The organism is Pseudomonas sp. SGAir0191 (assembly GCF_002812565.2).
Taxonomy (GTDB): domain Bacteria; phylum Pseudomonadota; class Gammaproteobacteria; order Pseudomonadales; family Pseudomonadaceae; genus Aquipseudomonas; species Aquipseudomonas parafulva_B.
Genome location: NZ_CP025035.2, coordinates 1,821,429 through 1,835,166 on the forward strand (window position 1 = coordinate 1,821,429; position 13,738 = coordinate 1,835,166).

General features: G+C 61.2%; 14 protein-coding genes. 7 read left to right on the forward strand and 7 right to left on the reverse strand.

Annotated features, from left to right (window positions below):
* Positions 1–131 precede the first annotated feature (131 nt).
* Together hupB and CWR53_RS08280 are read left to right on the forward strand one after the other, a co-directional pair.
* Positions 132–404 (forward strand): nucleoid-associated protein HU-beta, encoded by a 273-nt coding sequence (gene hupB, locus CWR53_RS08275; RefSeq protein ID WP_058603781.1) that lies wholly within the window; start codon positions 132–134, stop codon positions 402–404.
* Positions 405–587: 183 nt separating this feature from the next.
* Complete coding sequence (locus CWR53_RS08280; protein WP_058603782.1) at positions 588–2,459, forward strand: SurA N-terminal domain-containing protein; 1,872 nt, start codon at positions 588–590, stop codon at positions 2,457–2,459.
* A gap of 73 nt (positions 2,460–2,532) precedes the next feature.
* On the opposite strand, the gene CWR53_RS08285 is transcribed toward CWR53_RS08280, so the two are convergent.
* Positions 2,533–3,573, reverse strand: coding sequence for a patatin-like phospholipase family protein (locus CWR53_RS08285; RefSeq protein WP_100851223.1), 1,041 nt, complete (start codon positions 3,571–3,573; stop codon positions 2,533–2,535).
* Positions 3,574–3,736: 163 nt separating this feature from the next.
* Here CWR53_RS08285 and CWR53_RS08290 point away from each other — a divergent pair, with 163 nt between their 5' ends.
* The 3 genes from CWR53_RS08290 to CWR53_RS08300 all read left to right on the forward strand — a co-directional run bounded on the left by CWR53_RS08290 (position 3,737) and on the right by CWR53_RS08300 (position 5,679).
* The gene (locus tag CWR53_RS08290; RefSeq protein WP_023536014.1) at positions 3,737–4,015 is read left to right on the forward strand and encodes a hypothetical protein; all 279 of its coding nucleotides are present in this window, start codon (positions 3,737–3,739) and stop codon (positions 4,013–4,015) included.
* Between the two features lie 14 nt (positions 4,016–4,029).
* Positions 4,030–4,809 (forward strand): CHAD domain-containing protein, encoded by a 780-nt coding sequence (locus CWR53_RS08295; RefSeq protein WP_100851224.1) that lies wholly within the window; start codon positions 4,030–4,032, stop codon positions 4,807–4,809.
* Between the two features lie 72 nt (positions 4,810–4,881).
* Positions 4,882–5,679 carry an acyl-CoA thioesterase II gene (locus tag CWR53_RS08300; RefSeq protein ID WP_100851225.1) on the forward strand — a complete coding sequence of 266 codons (798 nt, stop codon included), beginning with the start codon at positions 4,882–4,884 and terminating at the stop codon, positions 5,677–5,679.
* 6 nt (positions 5,680–5,685) lie between these two features.
* Here CWR53_RS08300 and CWR53_RS08305 read toward each other — a convergent pair whose 3' ends face one another.
* The 3 genes from CWR53_RS08305 to CWR53_RS08315 form a co-directional block, all read right to left on the reverse strand.
* Positions 5,686–6,054 (reverse strand): hypothetical protein, encoded by a 369-nt coding sequence (locus tag CWR53_RS08305; RefSeq protein WP_058603786.1) that lies wholly within the window; start codon positions 6,052–6,054, stop codon positions 5,686–5,688.
* Positions 6,055–6,129: 75 nt separating this feature from the next.
* Positions 6,130–7,608: a methyl-accepting chemotaxis protein gene (locus CWR53_RS08310; RefSeq protein ID WP_100851226.1), complete on the reverse strand. Its 1,479-nt coding sequence runs from the start codon at positions 7,606–7,608 to the stop codon at positions 6,130–6,132.
* 106 nt (positions 7,609–7,714) lie between these two features.
* Positions 7,715–8,512 (reverse strand): TatD family hydrolase, encoded by a 798-nt coding sequence (locus CWR53_RS08315; RefSeq protein WP_058603788.1) that lies wholly within the window; start codon positions 8,510–8,512, stop codon positions 7,715–7,717.
* A 154-nt stretch (positions 8,513–8,666) separates the two neighbouring features.
* On the opposite strand from CWR53_RS08315, the gene CWR53_RS08320 reads away from it, so the two are divergent.
* Positions 8,667–10,079, forward strand: coding sequence for a transglycosylase SLT domain-containing protein (locus tag CWR53_RS08320; RefSeq protein WP_100851227.1), 1,413 nt, complete (start codon positions 8,667–8,669; stop codon positions 10,077–10,079).
* Positions 10,080–10,286: 207 nt separating this feature from the next.
* Positions 10,287–10,595 (forward strand): hypothetical protein, encoded by a 309-nt coding sequence (locus tag CWR53_RS08325; RefSeq protein ID WP_100851228.1) that lies wholly within the window; start codon positions 10,287–10,289, stop codon positions 10,593–10,595.
* 34 nt (positions 10,596–10,629) lie between these two features.
* Here the strand turns inward: CWR53_RS08325 and greB are convergent, their stop codons facing one another.
* The 3 genes from greB to CWR53_RS08340 all read right to left on the reverse strand — a co-directional run bounded on the left by greB (position 10,630) and on the right by CWR53_RS08340 (position 13,648).
* Positions 10,630–11,133, reverse strand: coding sequence for a transcription elongation factor GreB (greB, locus tag CWR53_RS08330; RefSeq protein ID WP_058603791.1), 504 nt, complete (start codon positions 11,131–11,133; stop codon positions 10,630–10,632).
* 215 nt (positions 11,134–11,348) lie between these two features.
* Positions 11,349–12,683 carry an MFS transporter gene (locus CWR53_RS08335; RefSeq protein ID WP_058603792.1) on the reverse strand — a complete coding sequence of 445 codons (1,335 nt, stop codon included), beginning with the start codon at positions 12,681–12,683 and terminating at the stop codon, positions 11,349–11,351.
* Between the two features lie 44 nt (positions 12,684–12,727).
* A complete protein-coding gene (locus CWR53_RS08340; protein ID WP_058603793.1) occupies positions 12,728–13,648 on the reverse strand; it encodes an SMP-30/gluconolactonase/LRE family protein in 921 nt (306 codons plus the stop codon).
* Between the last annotated feature and the right edge of the window lie 90 nt (positions 13,649–13,738).

Below are 13,738 nucleotides of genomic sequence, written 5' to 3' on the forward strand. Positions count from 1 at the left end.
TTTCTTGACAGTATTTTCGGCGCCTTGCTATAAAGCGGCACGTTATTGTCATCAGGCCACCCAGCACCGTTTTCACACGCTTTCTTTACATACTTAGAAACATACTCAATAGAGCACAAGGGGACTTACGAGTGAACAAGTCGGAACTGATTGACGCTATCGCCGCACAAGCTGACATTTCGAAAGCCACCGCTGGCAAAGCGCTGGACGCAGTGATCGAATCCGTCACCGGCGCCCTGAAGCAAGGCGACGATGTCGTTCTGGTCGGCTTCGGTACCTTCACTGTCAAGGATCGTGCTGAGCGTACCGGCCGCAACCCGCAGACCGGTAAGGCGATCAAGATCGCTGCCGCCAAGGTGCCAGGTTTCAAGGCAGGTAAAGGCCTGAAAGACGCCGTCAACTAAGTCGTCTCTTTCAGCCGGACCCGGCCTGGCCAGGTCCGAGCACGCTGAAGGCGGGACGCAAACGTTACCGCCTGATTCGTATGCTAAGAAAAGGCGCATCCTCGGATGCGCCTTTCTTTTATCAGGACTCTACCCACGCTCCGCGGTTGTCGACGCAGTGGTACAGCCGTCTCTGGGGGACGCATGCTGCAAAATATCAGGGACAATTCACAAGGTTGGATTGCCAAAACCATCATCGGTCTCATTGTCGTGCTGATGGCATTGACCGGGTTCGAAGCCATTTTCCAAGCCGCCAGCCACAGTCAGGATGCTGCCAAGGTCAACGGCGAAACGATCAGCCAGAACGAGTTGAGCCAGGCGGCCGACATGCAGCGCCGCCAGTTGGTGCAACAGCTGGGTAAGGACTTCGATCCTGCGCTGCTTGACGACAAGCTGCTGCGTGAAGAGGCCCTCAAGGGGCTGATCAGCCGCAAGCTGTTGCTCGAGGGTGCCAAAGACGCCAAGTTCGCGTTTTCCGACGCTGCGCTGGATCAGGTCATGCTGCAAACGCCGGAATTCCAGGTTGACGGCAAGTTCAACAGCGACCGTTTCGATCAGGTCATCCGCCAGATGGGCTATGGGCGTATGCAGTTTCGCGAGATGCTCGGTGAGGAAATGCTCATCGGGCAGTTACGTGCCGGAATCGCCGGCAGTAGCTTCGTAACCGATCAGCAAGTCGACGCTTTCGCACGCCTTGAAAAGCAGACCCGCGATTTCGCGTCCTTGACCTTCAAGGCCGACCCGGCTGCGATCAAGGTCAGCGACGAGGAGGTCAAGCAGCACTATGACGCCCATGCCAAGGAGTTCATGTCGCCTGACCAAGTCGTCATCGACTACGTAGAGCTCAAGAAATCGTCCTTCTTCGACCAAGCCAAAGTCACTGACGAGGCGCTCAAGGCTCAGTACGAGAAGGAGATCGCCAACCTTGCCGAACAGCGCCGCGCGGCGCATATCCTCATCGAGGTCAACGACAAGACGACCGATGCCCAAGCCAAAGCGCGTGCTGACGAAATCGAACAGCGCCTGGCCAAGGGTGAAGATTTCGCCGCGTTGGCGAAGGAATTTTCCCAGGATCCAGGTTCGGCCACCAACGGCGGTGACCTCGGCTTTGCCGGCCCTGGTGTGTACGATCCGGCGTTCGAACAGGCGCTGTATCAGCTGCACGACGGGCAGGTCTCAGCTCCGGTTCGTACCGAATACGGCTATCACATCATCAAGCTGCTTGGCGTCGAGGCGCCCGAGGTGCCGAGCTTCGCTAGCCTTAAAGACAAGCTGACCCGCGACCTCAAGACGCCACTGGTCGAGCAGCGCTACGTGGACGCCAGCAAGCAGTTGCAGGACGCCGCTTACGAGGCCTCCGACCTGGTACAGCCGGCCCAGGACTTGAACCTCAAGGTCCAAACGTCCGCTCCGTTCGGCCGCGAAGGCGGCGACGGCATCACTGCCAACCGCTCTGTGGTGCAGGCAGCGTTCTCGGAGGAAGTGCTGGAAGAGGGTGCCAACAGCACCGCCATCGAGCTTGATCCTGAGACAACGGTGGTACTGCGCGTCAAGGAACACCGCAAGCCTGCGCAGCTGCCACTCGAAACGGTTGCCAAGAACATTCGCGAGCACCTGGCCAAGGAGAAAGCCACCGCTGCCCTCAAGGCCAAGGCGGACAAGCTGATCGCGGGTCTGCGGGATGGCTCCATCGCCCCTGCGAGCGTTCAGGAAGGCCAGGGCTGGAAGCCCTATGAAGCCGTCTCGCGTGGTCAGGACGGTATCGACCCTGTCGAGCTGCAGGCATTGTTCCGTCTCGGCAAGCCGCAAGCCAAGGACAAACCCGTCTATGGCAGCGTAGTGCTGCGTGATGGCAGCCTGGTCGTGCTGCAACTCAAGGGCGTCAATGACGGTGCTGCGGCCACGGATGAAGAGAAGCAGCAGATCCGCCGCTACCTGGCGTCTCGTGCTGGTCAGCAGGACTTCGCCGCCTACCGCAAACAGCTGGAGGCCAACGCGGACATCACGCGTTACTAAAAGCTGTTTGGAAACACCCGACAGGCCGCCGCAAGCGGCCTGTTTTTTTACCTGAGCGAAGGCGTCGCTAGCGTTAGCGTTTGACGCCCTCATGATTGTCCAATGTGTCGCGTGCAATCTCGCGCCCCAGCGCGATCAGCTCGGGCGCCTTGTAAAACTCGAAGAAGCGGCACACACGTTTGGGCACGTTGATCAGTACGTCAGGCGGATAGCCGGCGATCTTGTACTGCGCCAGTGAAGTCTGCATGACTTCGAAGCTCTGGTTGATCAAGTCCAGCAGCGAAGCGGGCCCTACGTTGTCGATGATGAACGAGCCGGTGGCAGACTTGGGCGCGCCTTCGCTTTCGGGTGCAGCGGTGGGCTGCTGCGCCTGTGGATCTGCCGACTCGGCCAGCCAAGGGTTCGCGGGCGGAAAACGGTCGCGCGTCATGCCTTTTTCGATACGGACCAATTCTTCGGCGGGCTTGCGGCGAAATGGCAGGTGCGAGCCAAGCGAGTTGATCAGTGCATCGAATCGCATCTTGAAGGCCGCAGGCCGCTCTATCACCGGAAGTTGATAGTGCTTCTGGTTGGTCGCGTTGAGGTTGACCGCAATAATCAGGTCGCAATGGCTCGATACCACGGGCACGATGGGTAACGGATTGAGGATGCCGCCGTCGACCAGCATGCGGTTACCCTGAACGACAGGCGTGAACAGACTGGGTATGGCAGCCGAGGCACGCATGGCCTGATGCAGGCAGCCTTCCTGAAACCAGATCTCCTGCTGGTTGGTCAGGTCAGCGGCAACGGCGGTATAGGGAATGCGCAATTGCTCGATGTCGATGTCGCCTACTATCTTGCGGATCTGGCCGAAGACCTTGTCGCCTCGGATGGCGCCCAGACTGAAGCTCACATCCACCAGGCGCAGGACATCCAGATAGTCCAGGCTCTCGATCCAGCGCTTGTATTGCTCAAGCTTGCCTGCAGCGTAGATGCCGCCAACCACCGCTCCCATGGAGCACCCGGCGATGCAGGCGATTTCGTATCCGCGACGTTCGAGTTCCTCGATCACGCCGATGTGCGCATACCCTCTGGCCCCGCCTGATCCGAGCACCAATGCCACGCGTTTGTTCATCAACTTCCCTCAGCATTCGCGACTTGAACCCTACAATGCACGCATCGCACCCTCGGCATCAATGCGCAACCTGTTGAGCATGTGGTTTGCGAAGCCAAGCGGGCACTTTTGCAACGGGTTGGCGTCGAACGTGCATTGTTTCTTTCCCTCAGAGGTTCAACCGATGAAAGCCTGGATCTGCCTGCCGTTGATTGCCCTGACCCTTGCCGGTTGCGCTGGCAAGACGGCGTACCGTGACAGCTGTGCCACACAACTGGACGCCGCCTGGAAGGAGCTCGATCTGGCCAAGGCTGAAGGCTTTGCCGGGGCCGTGAGTTACTCCAAGGCGCTGTCGCTGCTCACTGGCGCCAAGACGCAACAGCAATTCGAGGGTTACGAAAGCTGCACGCGCAAGGCTGAAAAAGCACGCTTCTACATCCGTGAGTCCCGTGCCGGCCGTTGATCGAGGGTTGCCACGTGTCTGACATGATTGATCACCTCATCGCCCAGATCATCACCTTGCACGTCCGGCTCCTGGCGTGCCGCGAACGCCTGGCGGTCGACACCGACAGTGAAGCCTTGCACGATCTGCGCACCAGCGTGCGCCGCCTGCGCAGCCTGGTGCGACCGCTACGCGGGCTGCCGGGTGTGGAGCCACTCGAAAGTGCTGCCAAGGCTCTTGGAACGCTCACCACGCCGCTGCGCGATGGCGAGGTGCTGGGCGCCGCCCTCATTGCCCAGGGGGCCGAGCAAGCTGGCCGCAGGCGTCTGCAAGGGCGAGGACCATCTTATGCCAGCGTCGCACGCAGCCCGCAGCTGACCCGGCTGCTGGCGACGGTTGATGCGTTTCCCGCGTTTGTGCGTGGCGCAGAGCGCGATGGCCTGATTCAGGGGTTGGACAAGCATATCGAGAAACGCCTGCGCAAACAGTGGCGCAAACTGGCCGCGGCCTTGCAAGATCCCGAGCACGATCGCCACCGGTTGCGGTTGCTGATCAAACGGGCGCGGTACGCAGACGAAGCCTATCCCCAGTTCGGCCACGCCCCGAAGAAGCTTCAGCGCACCCTGAAACGCGCGCAGGGCGATCTGGGGGATTGGCATGACCGTCTGCAATGGCTGCTGCAAGCGCAACAGCATGCCGATCTGGCTGGCTGCATTCGCGGATGGGCACACGAACTGGAAGAGGCCGAGCGTCGGTCGGACAGCACGCTGGACGCGTTGGGTGAGGCGTTGGCCCACCACAAGCCCGGACAATGACCGATATGAAGGCTGCTGCGGGGGCTAGAGCCGGCTAGGATGGACATCCGTTACCCGTCCAGGAGCTGCCCAATGACGTTCGAACAAGTGCTTGAGGCTGCCAGAGCTCACCCCGACAGCGTACGCGTACCGGCAGGGTGGGGCCAGGGACGAGCGATCTTTGGCGGACTGATGGCTGCCATGGTGTTCGAGGCGATGCGTGCCCGGCTAGGCCATGACCGCCCAGTGCGCTCGCTGGCCATTACCTTTGTCGCCCCTGCTTCGGCAGATACTCCGATTCGTCTGGAGGTCGAAGTATTGCGCCAGGGCACGGGTGTCAGCACGCTGCTGGGCCGCGCCGTGCAGCAGGGGCGGGTGGTGACGCTGGTACAGGGCAGTTTCGGCGCCGCACGAAGCTCTGCGGTGTCCGTACTGCCCCTACCTGCGCCGCAGATGCCAGCCCTTGAGGAAAGCGCGGCAGCCTTGCCTCACATCCCGGGAGTGACCCCGGAATTCATGAAGAACCTGGAGTTGCGCTGGGCAATCGGTGGGCTGCCGTTCAGCGGCAATGACTCGCGCGTCATGGGGGGCTGGGTGCGCTTGCGTGACATGCAGGGCGGGGTAATGAGCGAGGCGCACCTGCTGGCATTGGTAGACGCATGGCCACCTAGCGTACTGCCCATGCTGAAACAGCCAGCGGCCGGCAGTACGCTTACCTGGACCATCGAGTTCGTGCAGCCTGTACGCTCGCTGAACGCTGGCGATTGGTGCCAGTACCGTGTGGAGACCGAATACGCACACGAGGGCTATGGCCATGCCGCCGCCGCATTATGGAGTGACGATGGCGCGTTGTTGGCCTTGAGCAGGCAAACGGTGACGGTATTTGCGTAAAGCCCATCACCGTCGAGGCTTATGACGGTCGCGCCAGGCCTGCCACCACGCGCCACTCAGGACGAAGCGCGGGAATGTGATGAACTGTTCGCTGAGCACGCGTTGAACCCGGTCAGTACGGTCGATGAAGGGCTCTTGAGTGTCCGCCTCCAGGCGGTGGCCGTGACGTTGAAGCGCAATGGCCGCGACCAGGGCGAGCAGACCGACGGCCAGCTGCACGATGTCCAGCCCTAACAAGCCAGACACGATCAACAACGCACCTAGAATGAACAGCGGAACCGCTATCAAATGCAGCACCAGGTTTGCAGGGTGACGATGACTATGCGGGTAGCCGCGCCATTGCCAGGCGAGCAGATTGGGTAGGCGTTTGTTCATGGGCACTTCCTCTCGGTCATGCCCAAAGCTTAGTGTGCAGGCGCGCGCAGAGCCAATCGGCGCTGGCTATGAACCTTATAGCTTCAGTTGACCTATGGCCTTGTTAAGCGCGCCGGCCAGTGTCGCGAGTTCCGAACTGGTGGTGGCCGAACCTACGGTCTGCTGCACGGTTTGCTCGGTGACATCACGGATGCTGACCACGGCGCGGTTCATTTCCTCTGCCACCTGGCTCTGTTGTTCGGCAGCCACGGCGATCTGGGTGTTGCTTTCACGCATCTGCGCCACTGCGCCGGTGATCTCGGCCAATGCCGCACCTGCTTCCTGGGCCTGTTTTACACAATCGTCGGCTTTGTAGGAGCTTTCCTGCATGAACTCGACCGCATCCCGGGTGCCTGACTGCAGGGCAGACACCATGGTGGTGATCTCGTCGGTTGATGACTGAACCCGTTTGGCCAGGTTGCGCACCTCATCGGCCACCACGGCGAACCCGCGCCCCAGGTCACCGGCACGGGCCGCTTCTATGGCCGCGTTCAGTGCCAGCAGGTTGGTCTGCTCGGCAATGCTGTGAATGACGCTGACCACGCCATTGATCTTCTGGCTGTCTTCGGCCAGTTGACGGATCATTTCGGCGGTCTGCTGGACGCCGCTGGAAAGCCCGGCAATGGACGTCTGCACACGATTGACCACGTCTTTTCCACTGCCGGCGAGCGTGTCGGCGGTCTGGGAAAGATCGCGGGTCGCCCCTGCATGCTGGGCGATATGGTAGACGGTGGCGGACATTTCATTGATGGCTGTCGCCGCTTGGTCGGTTTCGCTCTGCTGCCCCAGCATGCCGTGGCGCACGTCGTTCATGCTGGCCGCAAGACGCGCAGCACCTGAGTCGAGCTGTGCTGCAGTGGTGGCAACGGTGCTGACGATACGGTGGTAGGTACCCTGCATGGCATTGAAGGCGCCCGCCATCTGACCGACTTCGTCACCGCCCGCCAGGGGTACGCGCGCGGCCAGATCACCGGTTTTTTCCACGTGCAGCATCACGTCCTTGAGCGTGTTGAGCTGGCTGAGCAAAAAGCGGATCAGCAGTTGCGAAGCGGCGAGCATGGCCAGCATCAGAATCAGCACGCACACCGCATAATGCGAGAATCGATCGATGAAGACCTGGCGCAGGCTGGGTGACTGGGCAAGTACTGCGACGAAATGATCACCGCTTTGCAGCACATGAGCACCCTGTAATGGGTCTTGTCCCAACAGTTGGCTGGAGGGCAGTGCTACCCAGCCCTGTGCGCCGCGCAGGGCCTCCAGGGGCTCGCCGGCGAAGGAGGGCGTCTGCCCAGCACGCCAGGTGATGATGCTTGGCGAAAGAGGCAAAGGCTGGCTTTCGGGCCACGCCGCCAGCAGGCTTGCCTGTGCGGTGGCTTGGTGTACAGCCCCTTCAGCACGGGCGCGTTGCTCCAGGTGAACCGCGTACAGCACCAATAGCAAGGTGGTCACGAAGGCTACGGCGTTGACCGCCCAGAACTTGTATTTCAGTGAAACATTGCTAAGCCAGGCACCCATGGGCAGGTCTTCTCTGAGTTGAGCGAAAACAATATTGGCAAGGTGCCATCATTGTGCCCAGAGCGACTCGGAGGGTGTTGATATGTATCAAGAGATATCAGGGTAGCTACGGTAATTTGAAGAATGCCTTGGCCGTCGCAGTGGTGTGCGCGGCGGTTTCTTGCAAGGTTTCCCTGCGGTGCAGCGCCACTTCTCGCAGCACTTCAGGCAGGTACGCCGGCTCGTTACGCCCGTTCTTGGGCTTAGGGCGCAGGCTGCGCGGCAGTAAATATGGCGCATCGCTCTCCAGCATCAAGCGGCCGGTTGGGATACTGCCCACCAGTCCATGCAGGTGCGTCCCACGTCGTTCGTCACAGATCCAACCGGTGATGCCGATGTGCAGGTCCAGGTCCAGGTAGCTGAACAGGGCAGCACGTTCCCCGGTAAAGCAATGGACCACGGCTGCTTTCAACTGGTCGCGATACTCTTTCAGGATGGCCAGCAGGCGCTCGCTGGCGTCGCGCTCATGGAGAAACACCGGTAGCTGGCATTGCACGGCCAATGCCAGCTGGGCATGCAAGGCCTTTTCCTGAGCAGGGCGTGGAGAGAAGTCACGATTGAAGTCCAGGCCGCATTCGCCCACAGCGCGCACCCGCGGCTCGGCGAGCAGTTGGCGCATGTGCGCTTCGCTCTGGCTGTTCCAGCTGTTTGCATCGTGCGGGTGAACCCCGGCCGTCGCGAACAGGTGAGTTTGCGCGCTGTCCAGTTGCTGGCAAAGGTCAATTGCCTGTTCACTCACAGGCAGGCTGGTGCCTGTCAGAACCATTTGCGCGACGCCCGCTTCCAAGGCGCGGTTGACCACTTCCGCTTGGCGGTCATGGAAACTGCTGTTGGTCAGGTTGACGCCAATATCGATCAATTGCATGGTGCTACCTCGTGCCGCAGGGACGCCAGCATAGCAAAAGCCCGTGCCGAACTGGCTGTCCAAGAACTTCAAGTCCAGGGCGTGGTCTTTTTGACCTCAAGCCCAAACGTGGCGAACGTCATTGTTGGCTACCCACTCACGACGGATCCTTTGAATGCCACGCTACTGGCTCATGTTCATGCTGCTGTTAGGGCTGTCCCTGGCCAGCCAGGCGCAGACGCAGGTACGTCCCCCGGGCCCGCAGCACCACATCCCGCCGGCCAATGCCCGCGATCTCCAGCACATTCGCAGCAGCAAGGTCTTGCGCGTGCTGGTCAATCAAAGCCGCAACAGCTCCGGCGAAGTGAAGGGCGAGCCGGTGGGCGTCGAGTACTACCGCCTGCGCGCGCTCGAGCACTTCCTCAATGCCCGGGCACAGGACAGCCAGCGCATCGAACTCAAACTGATCCCCCGCGCCAAGGAGCAACTCCTGGGCGCACTGGGGCGCGGGGAGGGCGATTTGGCCGCCCCAGGCGAACTGCTCGATCCTGCCACGGTGCGTAATGTCGTGGCGACTGCCCCAGTACGTGATCAGGTGGCGCTGGTGTTGGTCGGACGCAAGGGGGAGCGCACCTTCAGCCAGGCAGAACAGTTGTCAGGCCGCACCATCGCGCTGACCAGCGCAAGTGCCGCGGGCCCGGTGATTGAGCAACTGAACCAGCGCCTGGCCTTGCGCAAGCGCCCTGCGGTCAAGGTCGAGTGGGTGGATCCGACCTTGGCCATCGAGGATGTGCTGGAGATGGTCCAGGCCGGGATCTATCACTTGACCGTGGTCGAGCAGCCAATCGCCCGCCGCTGGTCAAAGGTCATGCCGAAGCTGCGTGTCAACCCACGCGTGCACCTGGGGCCCCCGCAAGCCATGCGCTGGTACGTTGGGCGTAACTCGCCGCAGTTGCAGGCATCGGTCGACCGCTTCCTACAAAACTATCGTGCCCCTGACAACGAGGATGCAGCGTTCGAGCGCATCTATCGGCGTCAGTACCGGGTACACAACCCGCTCGCCCATCAGGACCGCCAGCGGTTGGCCTCGGTCAGTGCCGTGTTGAAAAAGCATGGCCAAGCGCAGCAGATCGACTGGCTCAACCTTGCCGCCTTGGCATTCAAGGAGTCGACCCTCAACCCGGCCGCGCGCGGGGCAGGGGGCGCACACGGGTTGATGCAGATCACGCCGGCAGCTGCCCAGCGGGTCGGGGTCAGCAACATCAAGACGGTGGACGGCAATGTCCAGGCCAGCGCGCGTTACCTGGCCCTGATCCGGCGCAAGTTCTTCTCCAGCCCCCGCATCAATGAGCGTGAGCGCATGGCGTTCGTGTTGGCCGCCTACAACCTCGGCCCCGAGCGCGTGCAAGCCATGCGCGCCGAAGCGCGCAAGCGTGGACTCAACGGTAACCAATGGTTCTTCCAGACCGAACGCATCGCCATGGAGCAGGTGGGCATGGGGCCGGTCAACTTCGTCAACAGCGTGAACAAGTACTTTCTGGCGTTCAATCGGGAGCGGCGGGTGCTGGAGCCCAAGGGCAAGCACTGAGCAGGGCCGCACCGGAGCAGGCAATTGGCCAGAATCGGGCGCTTGCATGTTCGGTTCAATCGCTCTAGCATGACGCCTGCGCCGATTTAAACAGCTACTTGCGGGGCGCAGAGACGCCCCAGGGGTGTTTCGAAATACCGCTAAAGCGCTGGTTCGGTGACGCCTCCCACCGCTGCCCAGCGAGATTGGCGAGGCGGAGAATGCACCATGAGTTGCCCACGTACCAGCGTTTGTCTAAGCCCTCTGCCTGTCAGTCAGGCATCGCGTACCCCGCGCATCCTGCTTGGGGGGCCGCACCAACCCACACTTTTGCGCCACCTCGAAGGTTTGTCCCGTCGAAGGGGCCAGGCCCGCGCATTCCTGATTCAGTTCGCCGAGACCGGCGAGCATTTCGCCCAGTACGCCAATGACCGGTTCGACCTTGCCGTGATTCAAGCACCCGCGCCCGAGGCCTCGGCCGAAGTGATCGGCCACCTGGTGCGTATCGCACGCCAAGGCCTGATCACGGCACGCTGAGCAGCCTGCGGTTCCGCGCAGCGGTGCAAAAGAATCAGGGTTTGACGAACCGGGGCGCGGTTTCGTGTGCATCGTATTGAATGTCGGTGACGTCCCAGTAGGCTTCCCCCGTTGGCGTGCGCACCGTGATCTCGTCCCCGACGCATTTGCCTATACAGGCCCGGGCCATCGGTGAATCGATGGAAATGAAGTCCTTGCGGTCGTAGATTTCATCCGCGCCGACGATTCGGAACCGCTTGCTTTCGTCCTCCTCGTTGGCGATGGTTACCCACGCCCCAAAGAACACTTTTCCTTCCTGCGCGGGCGAGTAGGGCACCACGCGCAGGTTCTCGATGCGCTTGCGAAGGTAGCGCACACGCCGGTCGATTTCCCTCAACCGTTTCTTGTTGTACTGATAGTCCGCATTTTCACTGCGATCGCCCAGGGACGCTGCCCAGGTCACTTTGCGCGTGATCTCCGGTCGCTCATCGCGCCAAAGCCAGTCCAGTTCATCTTTAAGGGCTTGGTAGCCTGCTTCGGTGATGAGGTCAGTCGCCATGTGTGCCTTTTTCCGTATTCGAACCTGGCCGACAGGGTCGCTGCGCGCACGGGGAGGCGGCGCAGGGTAGCCGGGAGGCTACAGACGTTAACCGCCCAGCAGCGCCATGTACAAGCACTGGGCACTGTGGTTGGAAGAAGGGGCGACGGCTTGGGCCGGCAGAGCCTCCGTCCGCTTACTGCGGACGGGGGCGGTCAGGGCGCAGCTCCTGGGCATCAAGCCGTTTGGCCGTGGCCTTGGGGCGTCTGGCGCTTGGCAGGATCACCCAGCCACAGCATCAGGCAGGTACCGATCAACAGAATCGATGCAACCGCGAAGAAAGGCAGCGTGAAGCTTTGCGTGGCATCTTTGATCAGGCCGATCAGGAATGGGCCGGTGAACCCGCCGAGATTGCCGATCGAGACGATCATGGCCAAGCCGCCAGCGGCCGCACGGCCGGTCAGAATGGTCGATGGAATGGCCCAGAAGGTCGCCTGGAAAGACAAAATCCCGGAGACCGCCATGCACAAGCAGGCGATCTTCATCACCGGCTGCTCGATCAACGCTGCGCCCACCAATGCCAAGGCCGCGAAGGCGAGCGCACTGGCGACGTAAGGAAGACGGTGCTCGCTGCGGTTGGCCAGGCGCGCCCATAGGGTCATGGACGCCGCACCCAGCAGGTAGGGCAGTGCTACCACGAAACCTACGGTCCCGCTGGAAATGCCCAGGCTTTTGATGATTTGTGGAAGCCACAGGCCGATGCCAATGGAGCCCACGATGCAGCAGAAATTGATCGCAGCCAGCGTGAACACCTTCGGGTTGGTCAGTGCAGCGCGCAGGGTCGTGCCGTGGGATGCACCTATCGCTTGTTGCTCCTGAGCCAGGCGCTGAGTGAGCCAGGCTTTCTCCCGGGGCTTGAGCCACTTGGCCTTGGCCGGGGTGTCGACCAACACGAACAGGCAGGCAATACCCAGCAGCACTGCCGGCATTGACTCGGTCACCAGCAGCAGCTGCCAGTTCTTGAGCCCCCAGACACCGTGCTGCTCCATCAGCCAGCCCGACAACGGTGAGCCGACAATGTTGGCCACAGGGATGCCCAGCAGGAATGCCGCCGTGGCCTTGGCCCGCCACTTGCCTGGGAACCAGTAGGTGAAATACAGGTAGACCCCAGGGGTGAAGCCCGCTTCGGCCAGCCCCAGGAGGAACCGTGCAATGCTGAAGCTGATGGGCCCGGTGGCAAATGCGGTGGCCATCGAGATCAGTCCCCAGGTGATCATGATCCGTGCGATCCATACCCGCGCGCCAAAGCGCTGCATCAGTAGGTTGCTGGGGATTTCAAACATGAAATAACCGAAGAAGAACAGGCCCGCCGCCCAACCGAACATCGTCGCTGTCAGGCCCAGGTCCTGATTCATGCTGATGGCGGCGAAACCCACGTTCGTGCGGTCGAGGTAGCTGATCACGTAGCAGATGAAGATGAATGGCACCAGGCGCCAGAGGATCCGGCGCATCAGGCGTTCACCCTCGGCGTCACTGAGCGGCGCTTGTGCGCTAGGGTTTTCGTAAGTCATGTCGTCACTCTTTTTGTAGTTGTGGTGTGCGCTGACAGGCGCGTTCAGCTGTGGGAGAACATCGGCAATCCTGGTGCGTGGGTACGGACCTGCAGGATGCTGCCGGTCTCGGATTCGGTGATGAACAACGTCTGGCCATCGTCGCCACCAAATGCCAGGTTGGTGTTGCTGATACCTGCGCAGGAGACGATGCGTTGCAGGGGCTCGGCGACCCTGGACAGCTTCCACACCGAGCCGAACCCGGTGTGAGCGATGTACAAATTGCTCTGGGCGTCCAGGGCCAGACCGTCCGGGCCCCCAAGCCCACCGTGGAGCTGCGCGAAGACGCCGACCTTGCCGATCATCGAACCGTTGCCCAGCGGGATGCGCCAGATTTGCTGAGCGCGGGTGACCGCTATCAGCAGGTGGTTCAGATTGGGGTCATAGACGATGCCATTGGGGCTGGGAATAGTGTTGAGCAGGCAGCTCAGATTACCTTGGGCATCGAGTTTGTAGACCCGTCCGGTAGGGTCCTGTAAGCCAGTCTGACCTTGGTCGGTAAAGTACAGGTCGCCGTTGGGCGCAAACACGAGGTCGTTGACGCCCTTGAACCCTTCGGAACCGGCCGAATCGAGCAGCGGTTCGATGGTCCCTGAGTGCGGGTCGAGCACCATGAGCCCGCGCTTGTAGTCCGTGATGAAGATTCGTCCGTCCTGATGGATTTTCAGGCCATTGGGCCAGCCGTCGTACTGGCACACCAATTCCCACTCGCCTTGGGGTGAGATGCGGAAAATCCGGCCGTTGGGTATGTCCGTCACGTAAAGCCGACCTGATCGATCAAACGAAGGGCCTTCAAGGAACGAATCGATGGCCCGACCCTGGCGATTGGCGTTGGCCCAGGCGGTAGGCCGTGGGCTTCGGAAATGATCGGGCAGGCGCGTGAAAACGGTGGTCTCGACAGTGGGTGGGGCAGCGAAAAAGCTCATGCTCAGGCTCCTGGCCGCTGAGGGCACAAAAGGACAGGATCGTTGGGTTTTATGTTTTTAATGCAACGTCATTTCAAAATAAATCATGAC

Coding starts and splice junctions, on each gene's coding strand:
- CWR53_RS08285 (WP_100851223.1), bottom strand. CDS start 3,573: ATGAACAAACGCGTGGCATTGGTGCTCGGATCAGGCGGGGCCAGAGGG.
- CWR53_RS08310 (WP_100851226.1), bottom strand. CDS start 7,608: ATGGGTGCCTGGCTTAGCAATGTTTCACTGAAATACAAGTTCTGGGCG.
- CWR53_RS08340 (WP_058603793.1), bottom strand. CDS start 13,648: ATGAGCTTTTTCGCTGCCCCACCCACTGTCGAGACCACCGTTTTCACG.
- CWR53_RS08305 (WP_058603786.1), bottom strand. CDS start 6,054: ATGAACAAACGCCTACCCAATCTGCTCGCCTGGCAATGGCGCGGCTAC.
- greB (WP_058603791.1), bottom strand. CDS start 11,133: ATGGCGACTGACCTCATCACCGAAGCAGGCTACCAAGCCCTTAAAGAT.
- CWR53_RS08290 (WP_023536014.1), top strand. CDS start 3,737: ATGAAAGCCTGGATCTGCCTGCCGTTGATTGCCCTGACCCTTGCCGGT.
- CWR53_RS08280 (WP_058603782.1), top strand. CDS start 588: ATGCTGCAAAATATCAGGGACAATTCACAAGGTTGGATTGCCAAAACC.
- CWR53_RS08335 (WP_058603792.1), bottom strand. CDS start 12,683: ATGACTTACGAAAACCCTAGCGCACAAGCGCCGCTCAGTGACGCCGAG.
- CWR53_RS08320 (WP_100851227.1), top strand. CDS start 8,667: ATGCCACGCTACTGGCTCATGTTCATGCTGCTGTTAGGGCTGTCCCTG.
- CWR53_RS08300 (WP_100851225.1), top strand. CDS start 4,882: ATGACGTTCGAACAAGTGCTTGAGGCTGCCAGAGCTCACCCCGACAGC.
- CWR53_RS08315 (WP_058603788.1), bottom strand. CDS start 8,512: ATGCAATTGATCGATATTGGCGTCAACCTGACCAACAGCAGTTTCCAT.
- CWR53_RS08325 (WP_100851228.1), top strand. CDS start 10,287: ATGAGTTGCCCACGTACCAGCGTTTGTCTAAGCCCTCTGCCTGTCAGT.